16 protein-coding genes are annotated in these 17,141 nt (G+C 66.9%); 7 read left to right on the forward strand and 9 right to left on the reverse strand.

From position 1 onward, the window contains the following. Positions 1 to 133 precede the first annotated feature (133 nt). Genes HV798_RS03565 through HV798_RS03575 form a run of 3 tightly spaced genes read left to right on the forward strand, consistent with a single transcriptional unit; the run spans position 134 to position 1,751 of the window. Positions 134 to 352 (forward strand): hypothetical protein, encoded by a 219-nt coding sequence (locus HV798_RS03565; RefSeq protein ID WP_175191334.1) that lies wholly within the window; start codon positions 134 to 136, stop codon positions 350 to 352. Positions 353 to 370: 18 nt separating this feature from the next. Continuing rightward, a complete protein-coding gene (locus HV798_RS03570) occupies positions 371 to 1,162 on the forward strand; it encodes a helix-turn-helix domain-containing protein (RefSeq protein ID WP_175191333.1) in 792 nt (263 codons plus the stop codon). Further along, complete coding sequence (locus HV798_RS03575; protein WP_343038532.1) at positions 1,128 to 1,751, forward strand: GNAT family N-acetyltransferase; 624 nt, start codon at positions 1,128 to 1,130, stop codon at positions 1,749 to 1,751. The genes HV798_RS03570 and HV798_RS03575 overlap by 35 nt, the downstream gene beginning before the upstream one ends. Here HV798_RS03575 and HV798_RS03580 read toward each other — a convergent pair. The 5 genes from HV798_RS03580 to HV798_RS03600 all read right to left on the reverse strand — a co-directional run bounded on the left by HV798_RS03580 (position 1,721) and on the right by HV798_RS03600 (position 9,753). Beyond that, entirely contained in the window at positions 1,721 to 3,352 is a 1,632-nt protein-coding gene (locus tag HV798_RS03580; RefSeq protein WP_175191332.1) for an NRAMP family divalent metal transporter, read from the reverse strand. The genes HV798_RS03575 and HV798_RS03580 overlap by 31 nt on opposite strands. A gap of 380 nt (positions 3,353 to 3,732) precedes the next feature. After that, a complete protein-coding gene (locus HV798_RS03585; protein WP_175191331.1) occupies positions 3,733 to 4,848 on the reverse strand; it encodes a hybrid sensor histidine kinase/response regulator in 1,116 nt (371 codons plus the stop codon). A gap of 4 nt (positions 4,849 to 4,852) precedes the next feature. Further along, the gene (locus HV798_RS03590; RefSeq protein ID WP_246288560.1) at positions 4,853 to 5,485 is read right to left on the reverse strand and encodes a chemotaxis protein CheB; all 633 of its coding nucleotides are present in this window, start codon (positions 5,483 to 5,485) and stop codon (positions 4,853 to 4,855) included. Further along, the gene (locus tag HV798_RS03595) at positions 5,482 to 6,321 is read right to left on the reverse strand and encodes a CheR family methyltransferase (RefSeq protein ID WP_025141259.1); all 840 of its coding nucleotides are present in this window, start codon (positions 6,319 to 6,321) and stop codon (positions 5,482 to 5,484) included. Before HV798_RS03595 ends, HV798_RS03590 begins: the two co-directional genes overlap by 4 nt. Positions 6,322 to 6,336: 15 nt before the next feature. After that, a complete protein-coding gene (locus HV798_RS03600) occupies positions 6,337 to 9,753 on the reverse strand; it encodes a response regulator (RefSeq protein ID WP_175191330.1) in 3,417 nt (1,138 codons plus the stop codon). A gap of 252 nt (positions 9,754 to 10,005) precedes the next feature. On the opposite strand from HV798_RS03600, the gene HV798_RS03605 reads away from it, so the two are divergent. Next, positions 10,006 to 10,455: a response regulator gene (locus HV798_RS03605; protein ID WP_246288561.1), complete on the forward strand. Its 450-nt coding sequence runs from the start codon at positions 10,006 to 10,008 to the stop codon at positions 10,453 to 10,455. A 40-nt stretch (positions 10,456 to 10,495) separates the two neighbouring features. On the opposite strand, the gene HV798_RS03610 is transcribed toward HV798_RS03605, so the two are convergent. From HV798_RS03610 to HV798_RS03620, 3 genes are all read right to left on the reverse strand, one after another. Further along, a complete protein-coding gene (locus tag HV798_RS03610; RefSeq protein ID WP_175191329.1) occupies positions 10,496 to 11,170 on the reverse strand; it encodes an ankyrin repeat domain-containing protein in 675 nt (224 codons plus the stop codon). 64 nt (positions 11,171 to 11,234) lie between these two features. Then, entirely contained in the window at positions 11,235 to 11,642 is a 408-nt protein-coding gene (locus HV798_RS03615; RefSeq protein ID WP_175191328.1) for a DUF2000 domain-containing protein, read from the reverse strand. 56 nt (positions 11,643 to 11,698) lie between these two features. After that, a complete protein-coding gene (locus HV798_RS03620; RefSeq protein ID WP_175191327.1) occupies positions 11,699 to 12,529 on the reverse strand; it encodes an AraC family transcriptional regulator in 831 nt (276 codons plus the stop codon). A 142-nt stretch (positions 12,530 to 12,671) separates the two neighbouring features. On the opposite strand from HV798_RS03620, the gene HV798_RS03625 reads away from it, so the two are divergent. The 3 genes from HV798_RS03625 (at position 12,672) to HV798_RS03635 (ending at position 15,354) form a co-directional block, all read left to right on the forward strand. Beyond that, a complete protein-coding gene (locus HV798_RS03625) occupies positions 12,672 to 13,130 on the forward strand; it encodes a MaoC family dehydratase (RefSeq protein WP_175191326.1) in 459 nt (152 codons plus the stop codon). Between the two features lie 169 nt (positions 13,131 to 13,299). Continuing rightward, entirely contained in the window at positions 13,300 to 14,340 is a 1,041-nt protein-coding gene (locus tag HV798_RS03630) for a hypothetical protein (protein WP_175191325.1), read from the forward strand. Continuing rightward, on the forward strand, positions 14,341 to 15,354 hold the full coding sequence (locus HV798_RS03635) for a hypothetical protein (protein ID WP_175191324.1): 1,014 nt from the start codon (positions 14,341 to 14,343) through the stop codon (positions 15,352 to 15,354). Here the strand turns inward: HV798_RS03635 and HV798_RS03640 are convergent. Beyond that, entirely contained in the window at positions 15,341 to 17,077 is a 1,737-nt protein-coding gene (locus HV798_RS03640; RefSeq protein ID WP_175191323.1) for a cytochrome c biogenesis protein DipZ, read from the reverse strand. The genes HV798_RS03635 and HV798_RS03640 overlap by 14 nt on opposite strands. Positions 17,078 to 17,141: the final 64 nt, after the last annotated feature.

Below are 17,141 nucleotides of genomic sequence, written 5' to 3' on the forward strand. Positions count from 1 at the left end.
GGGGGTTCGAGGCCGATTTCCCGCGCTTGGCGCCGCAGCCGCGTTCAGCGCCATCCGATTTTCAAAATGTGAGGCCGGCTGACTTCGGCCGCGACAACGGCTAGGATGAGCCTTCCCATCAACAGGAGGCACCATGGATTGTTCAGTCGAAGGAAAGATCGCGTTCGCCGACGGCCACTCGTACCATTTCGCCACGGTGGATGCTGCGCTGGCGTTCGCCGAGTGCGTGAAAGGCAGCGGCAATCCCGCCCAATGCGCGGCCACCCACGGCAGCACCAGCCGGGTCAAGCTGGAAGACGTAAAGGCGCAGGAAGAGGCCGAGCGGCGCGAAGACGACGGGCCGGCGTCCTAGCGCTGGCGAAGCTCGGTCATGGAAAAGACGTTTTCCCGGCGTCCGCTGCGCGGCATGGAGGTGGCGTACCTGGATTGCACAGGCCACGTGTTTCCCAAGCACGCGCACGACGAATTCGTCATCGGCGCCAACTGGATCGGGCGAGAGAACATCTGGCTGGATGGCAAGTCGCTGCAAGCGGCCACGGACGACATCACGCAGTACAACCCCGGTCAACTTCAGGCCGGCGGGGCCGCTAGCGGGCAGGATGCCCGCTGGGCCTTCGTCAGCGTGTATGTCGACCCGGCCGTGCTGCCGGACTGGTTCGATGTGTCCGCGCAGGCGGTCTTTGATACGGCCGTCTGCACGCAACCCGGTCTGGCTCGGTGGTTGCGGACGGCGGCGGCCCACAGCCTGCGGCGCGATCTGTCGGACGAAGAGGCCGTGGAATCCCTCATGCCGGTGCTGGGCAGGATTTTCGAGTCGGCCTCGGTCAGGTCGCGGCCTGCGGTCTCATCGGCCCTGCCCGCGGTCGGCAGGGTCGCCGAGCGCCTGTTGGCCGAGCTGCCCGCCCCGCCCTCGCTGTCCGAACTGGCCAACGAACAGGGCTTGAGCCCCGTGCAGCTGGTGCGCGCCTTCACCCGCCAATTCGGCCTGCCGCCATTTGCGTGGCTGATGATGGAAAGACTGAAGCGCGCCCGTCGTCTGTTGACGGCCGGACAGGCCGTCGCGGCCGTCTCGGCGGACCTGGGCTTTGCCGACCAGGCGCATTTCACCCGCCGCTTCAAGGCGATGCATGGCGTGCCGCCCGCCGCCTGGCGACGCGGCTGAAATCACGTTCAAGACGGGCGCGTCCGCCCATGCAATGCTGGCCGGCAGCTACATTCCGGAATCCGCCGCCATGCGCATTGCCTTTGAATCGCCCGACCAGCCCGACGTCCGCGCCTTGATCGACGCGCTCGATGCCTACCAGGTGCCGCTCTATCCCGCCGAGAGCCATCATGGCGTGGATATCGCCGCGTTGTGCCGCCCCGACGTGCTGTTTGCCGTCGCCCGCGATGCGGCGGGTCGCGCGGTGGGGTGTGGCGCCCTCATCATCGGCACCGGGTATGGCGAGATCAAGCGCATGTACACCGACCCGTCGCAGCGGGGCAAGGGCGTCGGCAGCGCCTTGCTGCGGCGGCTGGAAGACGAAGCCCGCCAACGCGGCGTGACCCGGTTCGCGCTCGAGACCGGCAATCGGCAACCGCAAGCCGTCGCCCTGTACGCCCGCCTGGGTTACCGCACGTGCGGGCCCTTTGGCCCGTACGGGGACGATCCCCACAGCGTCTTCATGCAAAAGCCGGCCGTCGCCCAGGCGGACGAGGCCGGCGTGCAGGACGCGTCGTGTCAGCCCGTGGCCAGCTCAAAGACCTTGTAGATCACCATGCCCACCGCTACCAGCAGGTAGGCGCGCAGCACGCCCATCCACAGGCGGTGCGTGGCGGACAGCGACAGCGGTTTCAACTGATGCAGCGGCGGCATGCGCCAGTGATTGCGCAGGGCTTTGCTGGCGGCCGGGTCGGCCGGGACGCGATCGCGGCGGGTCCGCTGGCCGAAGAACTGGGCGGCGACCGTGACCACGGCGCCTGCGGCCGAACCGCCGGCAAGGATCCACGTGATGACCTGGCCCGAGATGTCTGGCCACATCACGGCGGCCGTGAGGATGATGGACAGCATCACCAGCACCGACACGATCACGCCGGTAAAGAGATTGGTGATGCGCGAATTCACCCACGGCCCCAGCACCGCCTTGTCATTGCACAGCAGCAGGAGGAACACCGAGGCGCTGGGCAGCAGCACGCCCGCCAGGGTCTGGACGGCGTTGGTCAGCAGCCCGAGCGGCACGCCGGGGATCAGCACCAGCGCCGCGGCGCCCGCGATCAACAGCCCGTAGACGGCGTAGAAGGCCTTGGCGTCGGTGGGCTTGCGGTGCAGGGAATGCTTCAGGCTCAGCACGTCGGCCACAGCGTAGGCGGTGGACAGCGAGACCGCCGCCGCGCCGATCAGGCTTGCATCGAGCAAGGTGACGGCGAACAGCACGCCGGCCAGGCGTCCGTGCGTATTGGCGATGGCCGATGCGACCGCGCCTGCATCCTGGAAGTTGCCGAAATCCGGGCTGCCGGCAAAGGTCGCGGCCGAAACGGCAATGATCGCGATCGCGCCGATGATGACCAGCGCGATGCCCAGCCACAGGTCGGCGCGCTCGTACGAGATGAAGCGCGGCGTCACGCGCTTGTCGATGACGTAGCTTTGCTGGAAGAACAATTGCCAGGGGGCGACTGTGGTGCCGACGATGCCGATGATGAGCAGCATGACATCGCTGAACTTGCCGCCCTCGGGCAATCCGGGAATCAGGAAGTCCCGGCCGATCTGCGCGGCGGGCGGATGCACCATGAGAAGCAAGGGCACCAGCAAGAGGCTGCCGAACACCAGCACGAGCGAAAAGCGCTCGAATTTTCGGAAGTCGCCGGTACTGACCGCCAGCATGACGAGGGCCGCCGCCGCGGCCACGCCGAGCAATTTGGGGATACCCAGGAAATCCAGCGCCAGCGTGATGCCGATGAATTCGGTGACGATGGTCAGCGCATTCAGGACGAACAGGTCGATGGCGCTGAAGGCGCCCCAGAACTTCCCGAACCGTTCCAGGATCAGGCGGGCATGGCCCACCCCCGTGACGGCGCCCAGCCTGAGCACCATTTCCTGGTTCACATACAACACGGGAATCAGCAGCGCCAGCGTCCACAGCAGCGTCGTGCCGTAGTTCTGGCCGGCCTGGGCATACGTGCTGAACGCCCCGGCATCGTTGTCGCCCACCATCACGATCAGGCCTGGCCCCAGAATGGCCAGCAATGTTCGGAACCGGTGCCACCAGTTCTTGCGGCGGGCGACGTCGCCTTCCTTGATGGTGCCGAAGGCCCCTCGAATATCACCGATATGCGCGTCGTCCAGGACCGCGACTTCTTTCGCTTTCTTCAACATGAATCACATTCCCAAGCATTCTGTACCTGCTGTATCTACCGCCACGCGATGCAGGGAATTCGGGATTCGTTGAGCAAAAGGGGGGCTATCGCGCGCGCTTCCCCCTGTCATGGGATGGCTCGCGACGCTCCGCTCGCGCACCACCGCATGCACGGCGATGGAACACCGTGCACGAGGCAGTATCTGAAAGCCCTGCAATCAATGGCGCCGAAATTGACAATCGACGACTGTCACCGTCTGACATAGATCTCCTGGAGTGCACAACCCGAACTGGCAAAAGGGGGATCGGGTTGGGTCGCGCTTTACGACGACTGCGCGATTGCAAACTATGGAGTCACTCTAGAGTCAAGGCTTTTTATTGATGAGGGCTGGCAGGGCGTTCAGCGCGGCAGCGCCACGCAAAACCGGGTGATGTCGTCGCGCGATTCGGCGTTGATGCGGCCGCCGTGCGACAGCACGATCTGCTGGGCGATGAACAGGCCCAGGCCCAGGCCGTGGTGCCCGCCGGCCGGGCGCGCGCCGCTGCGAAAGGGGTTGAACAGGTGCGGCAGCAGCTCGGGCGGGATGGTGCCGCCATTGCTGACGGTGACGACGACCTCGTCCGCGGCCGTGCCGTCCACGTCGACGCGCACCGCAGCATCGCGGGTGCCGTGGTGCAGGGCGTTGCCCAGCAGGTTGGCCAGCACCTGGGCCAGGCGTTCGCCGTCCCAGTTGCCGCTCAGGTCGCCCTTGAAGCTGGATTCGATCTGGCGCTCGGCGAAGCCGGTGCGCAGTTCGTCCAGCGTGCGATTGACCAGGCTTTCCAAATCGAACCGCGTGGGGGCCAGCGTCAGGCCGCCCGCCTGGCGGATGCGCGTGACGTCGAGCAAGTCTTCGATCAGGCGGCTCATGCGTTCACTGCTTTGCAGCATGCGTGTCGCCAGGCTGCCGACGCGGGCGTCGTCGCTCTGGCGCTGCAAGAGCGATGCGCCCATGACGATGGCTTGCAGCGGCGTGCGCAGGTCATGGCTCAGCACGGCCATGAACATCTCGTTCACGCGCAACGCCTCGGTGCGCTCTTCCAGTTGCTGCGCCAGCGCCCGCCGGCGTTCGTGCAGCTCGAAGAACACATTGGCCTTGGTCTTGAGCATGTACGGGTCGATGGGCTTGTATAGGAAGTCCACCGCGCCGCTTTCGTAGCCGCGGAACTGCCAGTTGTGCTCGCGCGAACCGGCGGTGATGAAGATCAGGGGAATGTGGCGGGTGCGCTCGCTGCCGCGGATCAGCTCGGCCAGTTCGAAGCCGTTCATGTCGGGCATCTGCACGTCCAGCAGCGCCAGCGCCACGTCGGGATGGGTCAGCAGCAGCTCCAACGCCTGCGGGCCGGACTGCGCCTTGAGCACCTCGACGCGGTCGCCCGCCAGCAACGCTTCCAGCGCAATCAGGTTCTCTGGCACGTCATCGACCAGCAGGCACTTGATACGGGCGTCCGGGGTTTTGGCAGAGGTCAGGATCATGATGTCAGAAGGGGTTGGAGTCAGGCCGATGCGTGGGCAACTGCGCGAACAAGGCGGCGATTTCCTCAAGCGTCAGGGCGGGCAGCGCGGGCGTACGCGCCAGGGCGGCCTCGGGCATGGCGGCCATGAATGCCGTGGCCGGCGCCTGGACCAGCGCGTGGCCGCCCACGGCATGGATCGCGGCCAGGCCGTCGGCGCCATCTTCATTGGCGCCCGACAGCAGCACGCCGAGCAGCCGGCGGCCATAGCAGTCGGCGGCGGAATGGAACAGCACGTCGATGGACGGCCGTGAGAAGAACACCGGCGGGTCGATGGACAACGCCAGCCGCGGGCCCGTGTCCACCAGCAGGTGGTAGTCGGGCGGCGCGAAATACAGATGGCCCGCTTGCAACGGCTGCTGGTCTTCGGCTTCCTGCACGGGCAGGGCGCAGCGGTCACGGAAGATATCGACCAGCAGGCTGCGGCGGTCGCGCGGCAGGTGCAGCACCACGATCACCGCGGCCCGCAGGCCGGCAGGCAGCGCAGGCAACAGGACATTCAAGGCGTCGATGGCCCCCGCCGAACCGCCGATGACGATCGCGTCCCAAGGGCCGTCGGACGGCACCTGGGGCAGGGGGGCGGCCGCGTTCGAGGTCACAGGCCGGCCTTCTTGCGATAGATGCGGTCCTGCGGCACGAAGTCGTCGAAGTTCTCGGCCTGCGCCGAGAAACGGATCGACTCGCGCGACCCCAGGCCCATGAAGCCGCGATGCACCAGCGCTTCATGGAACAGGCCCAGCGCGCGGTTCTGCAGGTCGCGTTCGAAGTAGATCAGCACGTTGCGGCAGGACACCAGGTGCACTTCGGCGAAGACGCTGTCGGTGGCCAGGCTGTGGTCCGAGAACACCATGTGTTCGCGCAGCGTCTTGTCGAACATGACCCGGCCGTAGCGTGCGGTGTAGTAGTCGGACAGCGAGCTGCGGCCGCCGGATTGCGCGTGGTTCGCGGTGAAGGCAGCCACGCGTTCCAGGTCGTACACGCCTTGTTCGGCGGCGCGCAGCGCATGCGGGTTGATGTCGGTGGCGTAGATCAGCGTGCGGTCCAGCAGGCCTTCTTCATGCAGCAGGATGGCCAGCGAATAGACCTCTTCACCCGCACTGCAACCGGCCACCCACACCTTGATCGACGGATAGGTGCGCAGGATGGGAACCACCTCGTTGCGCAGCGCCAGGAAATAGCTGGGGTCGCGGAACATGTCGCTGACCTGCACCGTCAGGAACTGCAGCAGGCCGGTGAACACCGCCGGTTCGTGCAGCACGCGGTCTTGCAGCTGCGACAGGGTCTTGCAGCCGAACTGGCTCAGCGCGCTGCGCAGGCGCCGCTTGAGCGAGGCCTGGGCATACGCCCGGAAATCGTAGTGGTACTGGTGATAGATCGCATCGAGCAGCAGCCGCTGCTCGATGTCTTCGATATGGGCACGGTTCCGGTGAGGCATGGTCGTGGCCGCCCGTTACTTGCGCATCCAGACGCGCACCAGCGACAGCAGGCGTTCCACGTCCAGCGGTTTGGCGATGTAGTCGTTGGCCCCGGCCGCCAGGCATTTTTCCTGGTCGTCCTTCATGGCCTTGGCGGTCAGCGCAATGATCGGCAGGCGGCGCCATTCGGGCCGGGTGCGGATCTCGCGCATGGCCGTGTAGCCATCCATCTCGGGCATCATGATGTCCATCAGCACCAGGTCGATCGTGCGGTGGCCGTTCGCGCCGGCGCGCTCCAGGGCAGTCAGCGCTTCCAGGCCATTGCGGGCGATCTCCACGTGCAGCCCGGTGGGTTCGAGGATGCTGGACAGCGCAAAGACATTGCGTACGTCGTCTTCCACCACCAGCACCGTGCGGCCTTCCAGCGTCGTGTCGCGGCTGCGGGCCAGTTCCAGCATCTGGCGTTGCTGCGGCGGCAGGTCGGCTTCGACCTGGTGCAGGAAAAGCGTGACCTCGTCGAGCAGGCGCTCGGGCGAGCGCGCGTCCTTGATGATGATGGACTTGGAAAAGCGGCGCAGGTGCTGCTCTTCGTCGCGCGACAGCGCGCGGCCGGTGTACACGATGACAGGCGGGAACGACACGCTGTCCTGCTCGGCCATTTGTTGCAGCAGGTCGTAGCCGCTCATGTCGGGCAGGTTCAGGTCCATCACGACGCAGTCGTAGGTGGTGTCGCGCAGCAGGTTCAGCGCGGCGGTGGCGGTGGCGGCCGGTACGATCTGCACGCCGTCGCGCGCCAGCAGTTCGCGCACGCTTTCACGCTGGCGGTCGTCGTCTTCGACCACCAGCACGCGGCGCACGTTTTGCGTGAACTTGGCTTCCAGGCGTTGCAGCGCATGGATCAGTTCTTCACGCTTGACCGGCTTGAGCGCATAGCCGATGGCGCCGCGGCCCAGGGCCTCTTGCGAGTAGTCGGCCACCGACACGATGTGCACGGGGATGTGGCGGGTGTTGGGATTGCGCTTGAGCTGGTCCAGCACGCCCAGCCCCGAGAAATCGGGCAGGTTCATGTCCAGCACGATCGCGTCGGGCCGGTGCTGCGCCGCCAGGGCCAGGCCATCGTTGGCGGTGTGGGCGGCCAGGTAGCCAAAGCCCATTTCGCGTGCCAGGTCGCCCAGGATGTCGGCGAAACGCTCGTCGTCTTCGATGACGAGGATGGTGCGGCCGTTGGCCGGGCCCGCGCCGGGCAGCGGCGCAGGGGGGGTGTTCGCCATCGCCGGGGCAGGCACGGCAGGTCCGGCGGGCAGGGGCGCGGGGGCCATCGGCACGGCGGCCTCGATGGGCGCCTGCACCGGCGCGACCGGCGCCGTGGCTTGCAGGCGCAGCGGCACCAGCAGCGTGAACACACTGCCTTTGCCGGGCGCGCTGACCAGGGACAGCGTGCCGCCCAGCAGCTTGGCCAGGTCGCGCGAGATCGACAGGCCCAGGCCCGTGCCGCCATGCTTGCGGTGCGTGCTGCCGTCGGCCTGGCGGAAGGCCTCGAAGATCAGTTCCTGCTGGTCGGCCGCGACGCCGATGCCGGTGTCCTGCACCGCGAACGACAGCATGTTGCGCGGCGCGCGCGATACCTTCAGCGCCACGGTGCCCTGCTCGGTGAATTTCAGGGCGTTGGACAAGAGGTTCTTGAGCACCTGGCCCAGACGCTGCGGGTCGGTGTGCAGCGTGGCCGGCACGTCCGGGGCGATGTCCAGTTCCAGCGCCAGGCGCTTTTCCTGCGCCATGGGCCGCAGCGGGTCCAGCAGGCGGTCCAGCGCGGACGCGATGGTGACCTCTTCGACGTCGACGGTGGCCTGGCCGGCCTCGATCTTGGACAGGTCCAGGATGTCGTTGATCAGCGCCAGCAGGTCGCTGCCCGCGGCGTGGATGGTCTGGGCATATTTGACCTGGTCGGCGCTCAGGTTGCCCGGCTTGTTGTCGGCCAGCAGCTTGGCCAGGATCAGCGTGGAATTGAGCGGCGTGCGCAGTTCGTGGCTCATGTTGGCCAGGAACTCGCTCTTGTACTGGCTGGCCTGCGTCAGCAGCCGCGCCTTGTCGGTCAGCGCGCCTTGCACCCGCAGCAGCTGTTCGGCCTGGGATTCCAGGTTGACGTTGGTCTGTTCCAGTTCGGTCTGCTGCAGCTCCATGCGCGCCTGCGATTCCTGCAGGATGCGGCTTTGCTGTTCCAGTTCTTCGTTGCTGACGCGCAGTTCTTCCTGCTGGGTCTGCAATTCTTCGGATTGGCGCTGCGTTTCCGCCAGCAGGGATTCCAGGCGGGTGCGGTCCAGGCCCGCGCGGATCGCGGACGCCAGCATTTCCGAGGCGCCTTCGAGCAAGTTGCGTTCGGCATCGCCCACGGCGTGGTTGAACCCCAGTTCGATCACGGCATACACGCGCTCATTCTGGATGGCGGGCGCCAGCACCAGTTCGGCCGGGTTGGACCGCCCGGTGGCCGAGGTGATTTCGAAGTGGCCCGCCGGCACGTTGCGCACGTGCATCAGCTTGCGCGAGGCGGCGACCTGGCCCGCCAGGCCCTGCGGCGCCGGAATTTTCTGCGCCAGGCGTTCGGGCGGCAGGGCGTAGCCGCCGAACAGTTCCAGTTCGTCGCCGCTGCCGTTGACCACGTAGCCGGCGCCGACGTTGGCATCCAGGTACTGCGCCAGGAAGTCCAGCGCCCGCTTGCCGATCTCGTCCAGGCGCAGGTCGCCCCGCAGGCTCAGGCTCAGGCCCGACAGGCCGGTGGTGACCCAGGCCTGGCGCGCCTTGGCGCGGTATTCGCGGATTGTCATGCCGGCCGACGCCAGGATCAGCACCAGCAGCAGCAGCGACCCGCCCCACGAGTAATAGGCCGACGTCGTGGCGGCCGCGGACCAGGCCTCGCGTTCGTCTTCCAGTTGGCCCATCTGCCGCGTGTACAGGTCGCCCACCAGGTCACGCAGCCGGTCCATCGCATCCTTGCCCGCATCGGTACGCACCACCGCCATGGCGCCTTCCACGTCGCCAGCCTTGCGCATCTCGACAGTCTCGCGCAGTTCGCTCAGCTTCTGCTGCGTGATGGCCGAGATGTCGTTGACGATGCGGCGCTGCGCCGAGTCCGTCGACGTGGCCTCTTTCACCAGGGCCAGGCGTTCATCGATCAGGGGCAGCGAGCGCACGTACGGCTGCAGATAGGTCAGGTCGCCCGTCAGCAGGTAGCCGCGTTGCCCCAGCTCGGCATCCTTGAGCGCCGAGTTGAACAGGCTGAGCTGGCGCAGCGTCTCGGTGACGCGGTTCATGGCGTTGACGGCCTGCACCCGCGTGTCCGCCGAACGCACATTGACGAAGGCGATGACGATGGTGGCCAGCGCCGCCGTCACGAAGCCGGCCATCAGGGTCTTGGGAACGGTATATCGGCGGACAGACTGAGACGTATTCGGCATGGGAACGGGTGGGCGGGCAGGGAAGGGGGGCGGTGGGCGCAACGATTATAGGGACGGGTTAACGTCGCAACGATCGGCAAACCCATGAAATATACAGGGGACGGACGCGGGTGTTTCGTCCGGATACAATTACGACACACATGAACGACATGCGTGACCTAGCATTCGCCCATTCACGCCTCACCAATCTCTAGTGCCTGCCGCCAGGACGCCCAGACGTGCCATCGCGGCAGTGCCGGCCACAGAACCATCATGAAAAAAATCCTCCTGGTCGACGACCAGCCCACCCTTGTCGCCCTGATGGGCGAATTCCTCACCGGCGAAGGCTATGCCGTCACGACGCATACCGACGGCCTGACGGCGTTGCAGCAGATGCTGAGCCTGCGTCCGGATCTGGTCATCACCGATTTCTCGATGCCCGGCATGGATGGCGGCGCTTTACTGACCGCCATGCGCGAGAACGCCTATCTGAGCGAGACGCCGGTACTGGTGCTGAGCGGCCGTCCCGAATATGAGATTGCCGCGGCGTGCGGTGATCGGGCGACGGTGATGCGCAAGCCGGCCGAGCCGCTGGACGTGCTGGCGGCTGTGCGCCGCCTGCTGCCGGAAACCGCGGCGCCGTCGCTTCATCGCGCGCGCCCGGACCTGCTGGCCAGCGCCGCCAGCCAGGCGGCCAACGGCCCCGCGGTGCTGGTCGCCTAGCGCGCCGGCCCGGCCAACTTGCAACTTTTCTTCACGGCGCTCAGCGGGCGCCAGCGGCTTGCAGCTGTTTGACGATCGCGTCCTGCCCGCGCTGGCGGGCATGCCATAGCGGGCTGCGTCCCTCGCCATCGGCCAGGTTCACGTTGGCCCCGGCCTGGATCAACTGCGCGACGACCGCCTGGTGATCCGGCCCGCCGTCGCTCAGGATGATGGCTTCCAGCAACCCCGTCCACCCCAGCCGATTGACATGATCGGGGTCGACGCCGGCTTGCAGCAATAGCCGCACGGTGTCGACCAGGCCACGCTCGCACGCCGGGATCAGCGCGGTGCCGCCATAGCGGTTGGTGCTGCGCAGGTCGGCGCCATGGCGCAGCGTCTGCGCCAGGATTCCGTTGTGGCCGCGCGCGCCGGCATAGAGATAGGCGCTGTCCTGCATGTGGTTCTTGGCGTTGACGTCGGCGCCCGCGTCCATCAACACGGTGGCCGCGGCCTCGTGGTTGGCCAGCGTGGCGCGCAGCAGGGGCGTGTTGCCCTCGCTGTCGCGCGCTTCCAGTGGCGCACCCTGCGCCAGCAGGGCCTTGACCCGCGTGGCGTCGCCGTCGGCCGCGGCTCGCAGCAGGTCGGCGCCGGTATCGCCCGGCGCTGCCGCGCCGCTTTCCGCGACCGCCAGCAGGGCCGCCGCCATGAATGTGCGCCAGGAACGGATGATGGACATGCGGGCGAGCCTCCTTGTGATGGCATGAATCGTGTCCTCGATTATGCCGTCATGGCGCGCGGTGTCACGGATGCAGCGCCAGCCCCTTCACCGTCTTGTCCACCGCTTTCTTCGGCCCGCGCACCGCGATGCCGACCAGGTTCATGTTGGCGGCGTCCTCGGCGCGAAAGACCTCGCGGTTGGCCTCGTCGTGGCCGGTGGCGAACATGGCCTGGATGAAGGGCACGACCGTGAGTTCGCGTTCGCGCGCCGTGCGGTGCGCGCCCTGCAAGCCGGCCAGATCGCCTTCGAACACCAGGATCGGCTGCACCGACATACTGGCGTAGGGGTGCCCCGTGGCGTCCACGTAGGGGGCGCCCAGCATCTCGGGCGCGGCGGACGCCAGGCCGGTGGACAGGAAGGCCACCACGTTCAGGCGCTGCCACGTGGCCAGGTCGCTACGGACGATGATGGCAACTTTGGTATCAAACACGTCAAGACTCCGCTAGGGGAAAAGCGCCCATGGTGGCGCAGTGCCCCCGCGAGGGTCTAGAACGTTTGTGCGCAGTGCAGGTATTTCGCCGGGGTGATCCGGTAAGCCCGCTTGAACCAGCGGCCCAGGTGGCTCTGGTCGGCAAAGCCGACCTGGGCGGCGACCTCGGCCGGGGCGATGCCGCGGGCCAGCAGCGCGCGCGCCCGCCGCAGCCGGGCGTTCACCAGGTAGGCATGCGGGGCCAGGCCGAATTCGCGGCGGAACTGCCGGGCCAGGGCGTAGCGGTCCATGCCGGAATGCTCGGCCACCTGGTCCATGCTGAGATCCCATGCCATATGGGCGTCGATGTATTCCTGGGCGCGGCGTGCGCGCGACGGCGAGGGGCGGGCGGGGGCGACCAGCAGGCGCTCATGGTCGGCGGCCAGGTGCTCGATCAGCGTATCCAGGGCCTCGTCGCGCGCCAGGCGCGGGTCGTCCGGTTCGAAACTGTGCAGGGCCGTGACGATGGCGTTGATCAGCGCGGGCTCGTTGGACAGCGACGCGCGAAACATCGAAAACGCCTGGCGGCCAGGCTTGCGTTCGCGCCGCGCTATCGCGGCATCGACCCAGGCCAGGGGCAGGTACAGCATCGAATATGTGAACCCCTGCTCGCTGCCGGCATGGCCGTCGTGCACGGCGCCGGGCTCGATCAGCATGGCGTTGCCCACCGTGCTGGTGACGATGCGCTTGGCGCACTGAAACTGCTGCACGCCTTGCAGCGTGACGCCCACCAGCATTTCGTCGTGGTCGTGGGGATCGTAGGCGTGCCCGCGGAAATGGGCATGCACCACCTCGATGCCCGTCGCAGGGTCGCGCCGTACCCGGATCCAGTCGTCTTGAGTCGTCATAACGGAAATTCCCTGCCAGCAGGCAGTCTTGGCGCGCTGGGGCGGCGTGGCTGCCCAACGGCTTGTTCGCCGGGTAGATTACTTGAATAATCGATGCGGCACGCATCCGCGAGATGCATTCAGGCAAGCAAGGAGACGGTTCATGGCAACACCCGGCAACCCCAAGGCGCTGTATCTGGACGACCTGTCGGTGGGCGACACCTTCACCAGCGCGACGCACCAGCTGGACGTCGATCAGGTGCGGCGCTTCGCCTCGGAATTCGACCCGCAGCCGTTCCACCTGGACGAAGACGCGGCGCGCCATTCCCTGTTCCAGGGGCTGGCGGCCAGCGGCTGGCATACCGTTGCCATCACCATGCGCCTGCTGGTCGACAGCATGCCGCTGGCCGATGGCGTGATCGGCGCCGGCGCCGAGATCAGCTGGGCCCGCCCGACGCGCCCGGGCGATACGCTGCATGTGAAAAGCACGATTCTTTCCATCACGCCGTCGCGCAGCAAACCTGACCGCGGCATCGTGCTGGTGGAAAGCGTGACGTTTAACCAGGACGGCGACGAAGTGCAGAAGCTGACCAGCAAGGTGGTGAGCTTTCGTCGCAAGTAGCGCGATGGCCGGATTAGCAACAATCGCAACAATAATTATCGGCATTCGCCTGGCCCTGCTCTCGCAAGCGCGCCTCGCCCATTGTTTCAGCAGGCATGCGAGCTATTGCGATCCGACCTCGAATCAGTAGTATGCCGGCTCCATTCAGCTTTCTTTCAAGGACCGAACCATGATGCCATCGCGCCCGCGCCTTGCCCTGTCCGCCCTGGCGCTTACGCTTGCGCTGTCCGGCTGCGTGAACCTGCCGAATTCCAACGGCGAAGGCACCATGGACGATCCGCGCTACGGACAGCTGCTGGACCTGATCGACGAGGCGCTCAAGGACGACATGGCCGTGGTGCTGGTGGCCGACCTGATGCCGCACGCCACGCTGAAAGACGCCATGACCATGACGCAGTGGACGGGCAACACGGTCTGGATGTTCGAGAAGGACCCGCGAATCACGTTCGGCCGCAAGTTCCAGAACAACTCGCTGAAACGGGACAAGGCGGAAACGTATCTGTTCAGGGCGTTCGAGGTGCACATCCTGCCGCCCGGCAAGTACCTGCTGACCGGCGGCGACGACTACAAGCTCAATGCCTTGCTGGACCAGGTGGGCGCCCCGCGCGGCGCGGTCGGTTCGGGCCGAGGCGCCAACGGCACGGCTTATTTGTCGCCCGAGCTGTACCGCGAGTTCTACAAAGAGACCAACTGGCATGAAGGGTCCACGGGGTCCCAACTGAAGACGCGCACGGTCTGCACCGCCGTGCACCGCGGTTCGGGCGCATGCGTGGCCTGGGGCGAAGAGCAATACACCGAAACCACGCCGGGCGTGCAGGCGGGGTACTACGAAGACACGGCGTACCGGGACATTCCCTCCATCAAGGTACAAGCGCGCATTCCGCCCAAGCAGGCCCTGGCCAGCTTCACGCTCAAGGGCGGCCAACTGGTGCTGAGCCAGCGCATGCACATGAAGACGCCCAGCTACCAGTACACGCAATCGGGATGCCGCGCGGTCGATCCCAAGATGATCGAGTGCCCGCTGGAAAACCTGACGGTCTACACCTGGCCGGCGCCGATGGACTTTGCGCAAAAGCTCTTTTCCCAGCGCACCAACATCAGTGACCCGCAGCGCGAGATGCTGTCCCGGATGATCCCCATGCAGATCACGCCGCTGGGCAAGCAGGGCATGCAGGATCCGGTGTGGGGCGTGCCGCTGTCGCGCAAGTAGATGAGCGCGTCCCTGCATACCGAGAACGCGCCGCTTGACGAGGAAGACAAGCGGCTGCTGCGATTGGCCGGCCGCTTCAAGGGGCTGGCGGCAGGGATGAATGTCCTGATGCTCGGGCTGCTGCTCGCGCTGATCATCGCCTGCGTCATGGGCCTGGTCGACAGCGGCATCCGCCGGCAGGCGGGCGTGGTGCTGGCGGGCATGCTGATCGCGACCCTCGCGCTGCTCGTGTCCTGTGCGCGTTACCTGCTGCGGCTGCCGCGGTCCTGGCGGCGCGTCAACCTGGCGTTGCGGGGACGTGTGACCAAGCAGATTGTGTCGGGCGTGACGACTTCATTCGGCGTTGCCGAACGCCCAGGCGTCAGCTACGGTTTCGGCGCCGAACGCGTGGACGTCGCTGTGCCGCGGTGGAACGATGTCGTGGCCGACACGGGCCGCGGCGCCCGGCCCGCCCTTGCAGCGGGGTTGATCGGCGTGCCGGTGCGCCTGCATCTGCTGACGCTGCTGCCGGAACGACCGCCGCTGCTGTTGCGTGCAGAGTATCCGTGCAGCGCGGCGGCCACCCTCGCCATCGAGGCCGTGAGCGACGCCGATCGCCAGGAAGTGCGGCAGGAAGAGTTGTGGCTGCGCAAGCTGTTCAACTGGGCCGCCCTGGCCATGCTGGGCGCGAGCGTGTTCGTCGGGCCCCTGATCCTGGCCGTGCCGGTCCTGTTTGTGCTGGGCCTGATCCTGGGGGCGCCCAGCCGCCGGCTCAAGCGGGCGGTCTATAAGCACGGCGTGCGCGGCGTCGTCGAGGAAAGCCTGGTCTACCGCCTGCGGCACGGCACGTCCACACCGCTCATCGTGCACAACTACCGGATCGGCGGCGTGCTGTACGAGACGTCGTACGGCGGCGACCCCGTGCCGCCCGGGCAGCGCGTGGCGTTCGAATTCCTGGACATGGGCAAGGCCGGCCTGCATCCGTTGTTTTTTCGGGTGGAAGGCGAGGCGGGGCCCGCCATCAACCAAACGTAAACGCATACGCCGACACTCCCGGGTCCAGGAACTCAATGGCGAAGGTGTGGTCGGCCGACGCATCCTGTTGGCGGACCAGCTGGTATAGACGCTGCTCGGTCACGGTTCCGGTGCCATCGGCGGTGACATCCATGCCGTGGTCGTTGCCGGGCGGCTTGCCGTCGATGGTGATCTTGAAGCGCACCGGCTTGCCGTCGGCGTCGGGGCCCAGCACCAGGTGCAGGTCGCGGGCGTGGAAGCGGTAGACGAGGCGGCCGGTGCCTTGGGCCAGCGTCGAGCGTTCGGCGCCGATGCGCCAGGCGCCGTCCAGCGCCCAGTGGTTCAGGGCCAGTTCGGCCGGCGCGGTGTAGGCGACCGGCGTGTCAGCGACGAACTTGTCGCGGGTTGCGAAACCTTCGGCGCGGTCGTAACCCAGGTAGGTTTCCGGTGAACGGACCTCGGCCGAATCGGCCGATGCCTGGACGCCTTGCGCCTGCACGGTCGCCAGGCCCGCATCCACGTTGGAGGCGCCGGCTTCGCGCAGCAGCTGCTGGATCACGCGTTCGGATTGGTCGTATTCGCCTTCGCCGAAGTGGTGATAGCGGATGCGACCTTGCGCGTCGATGAAGTAGTGCGCCGGCCAGTATTGGTTGCCGAAAGCCTTCCAGATGGCGTAGTTGTTGTCGATGGCGACTGGGTAGGTCACGCCCAGCTGCTTGGCAGCGCGCGTGACGTTGCCGATGTCGCGTTCGAAGGCGAATTCGGGGGCGTGCACGCCGATGACCACCAGGCCCTGGTCGCGATACTTCTGCGCCCAGGCCTCGACGTAGGGCAAGGCGCGCAGGCAGTTGATGCACGAGTACGTCCAGAAGTCGACCAGCACGACCTTGCCGCGCAGCTGTTCGGCCGACAAGGGCGGCGAGTTCAACCATTGCACTGCGCCATCCAGCGACGGGAGCGTGCCTTCGACGGGCAGCGTATCGCCGGTGCTTGCCGTGGTGCGGGGCGCAGCGGAATCGGGGGCGGCGCCCAGGCGGCCGATCAGGGCCTGTTCGAGATTGCCGGTGGACGCGGTGGACAGTTGCGTCAGCACGCCGGTGTCCCAGCCCAGGGCGATGGCTGCGGCGCCGGCCAGCATCAACACGCCCAGGCCGCGCCGGATCCATTCGCCCGCGCCCAGCGAACGCTTCATGGCGGCGAAGACTTTGCCGCCCAGCAACAGCGCGCAGGCCAGCGACGTGGCGGCGCCCAGCGCGTAGGCCAGCAGCAGCAAGCTGGTGCTGAGGCTGGCGCCTTGCAGGGCGGCGCCGGTCAGCACCAAGCCCAGGATCGGCCCGGCGCAGGGCGCCCACAGCAGGCCGGTGGCGATGCCCAGCAGGAATGAGGTCCTGGGGTGCGGTTCGGCCTCGTTGCCTGCCGCGCTGGTCAGGCGGTTGCCGGCATTGACCAGGGGATGCGTCAGCCGTTCGGCCAGGCGCGGAAACAGCAGCGTCAGCCCGAAGATGACGACCAGCGCCAGGGCCAGCCAGCGGCCATATTGGTTGGCGGCCACGACCCAGCCGCCGCCCACGGCCGCCAGCGAGGCCACCAGGGCAAAGGTGACGGCCATGCCCGCCAGCAGTGGCAGCCCGCTGCGCACGAAGGACTGGCCGGCGCGCGAGAAGACGAAGGGCAGGACGGGAAGGATGCAGGGGCTGACGATGGTCAGCACGCCGCCCAGGTAGGCAAGGAGAAGCAGCAGCATGATCGGTCCGGCTTGTGATCGAAGGTTATGGCTTGCGGGACGCCGGCATCCGCGAGGATGCCGC

The sequence above is a fragment of the Achromobacter deleyi genome (assembly GCF_902859705.1).
Taxonomy (GTDB): domain Bacteria; phylum Pseudomonadota; class Gammaproteobacteria; order Burkholderiales; family Burkholderiaceae_B; genus Achromobacter; species Achromobacter deleyi.

Excerpts from the sequence above, each read along its gene's own strand:
- HV798_RS03585 (WP_175191331.1), bottom strand. The coding sequence starts at position 4,848 with ATGATCCTGACCTCTGCCAAAACCCCGGACGCCCGTATCAAGTGCCTG.
- HV798_RS03625 (WP_175191326.1), top strand. The coding sequence starts at position 12,672 with ATGGCAACACCCGGCAACCCCAAGGCGCTGTATCTGGACGACCTGTCG.
- HV798_RS03565 (WP_175191334.1), top strand. The coding sequence starts at position 134 with ATGGATTGTTCAGTCGAAGGAAAGATCGCGTTCGCCGACGGCCACTCG.
- HV798_RS03640 (WP_175191323.1), bottom strand. The coding sequence starts at position 17,077 with ATGCTGCTGCTTCTCCTTGCCTACCTGGGCGGCGTGCTGACCATCGTC.
- HV798_RS03580 (WP_175191332.1), bottom strand. The coding sequence starts at position 3,352 with ATGTTGAAGAAAGCGAAAGAAGTCGCGGTCCTGGACGACGCGCATATC.
- HV798_RS03605 (WP_246288561.1), top strand. The coding sequence starts at position 10,006 with ATGAAAAAAATCCTCCTGGTCGACGACCAGCCCACCCTTGTCGCCCTG.
- HV798_RS03575 (WP_343038532.1), top strand. The coding sequence starts at position 1,128 with ATGGCGTGCCGCCCGCCGCCTGGCGACGCGGCTGAAATCACGTTCAAG.
- HV798_RS03620 (WP_175191327.1), bottom strand. The coding sequence starts at position 12,529 with ATGACGACTCAAGACGACTGGATCCGGGTACGGCGCGACCCTGCGACG.
- HV798_RS03630 (WP_175191325.1), top strand. The coding sequence starts at position 13,300 with ATGATGCCATCGCGCCCGCGCCTTGCCCTGTCCGCCCTGGCGCTTACG.
- HV798_RS03600 (WP_175191330.1), bottom strand. The coding sequence starts at position 9,753 with ATGCCGAATACGTCTCAGTCTGTCCGCCGATATACCGTTCCCAAGACC.
- HV798_RS03635 (WP_175191324.1), top strand. The coding sequence starts at position 14,341 with ATGAGCGCGTCCCTGCATACCGAGAACGCGCCGCTTGACGAGGAAGAC.
- HV798_RS03595 (WP_025141259.1), bottom strand. The coding sequence starts at position 6,321 with ATGCCTCACCGGAACCGTGCCCATATCGAAGACATCGAGCAGCGGCTG.
- HV798_RS03610 (WP_175191329.1), bottom strand. The coding sequence starts at position 11,170 with ATGTCCATCATCCGTTCCTGGCGCACATTCATGGCGGCGGCCCTGCTG.
- HV798_RS03570 (WP_175191333.1), top strand. The coding sequence starts at position 371 with ATGGAAAAGACGTTTTCCCGGCGTCCGCTGCGCGGCATGGAGGTGGCG.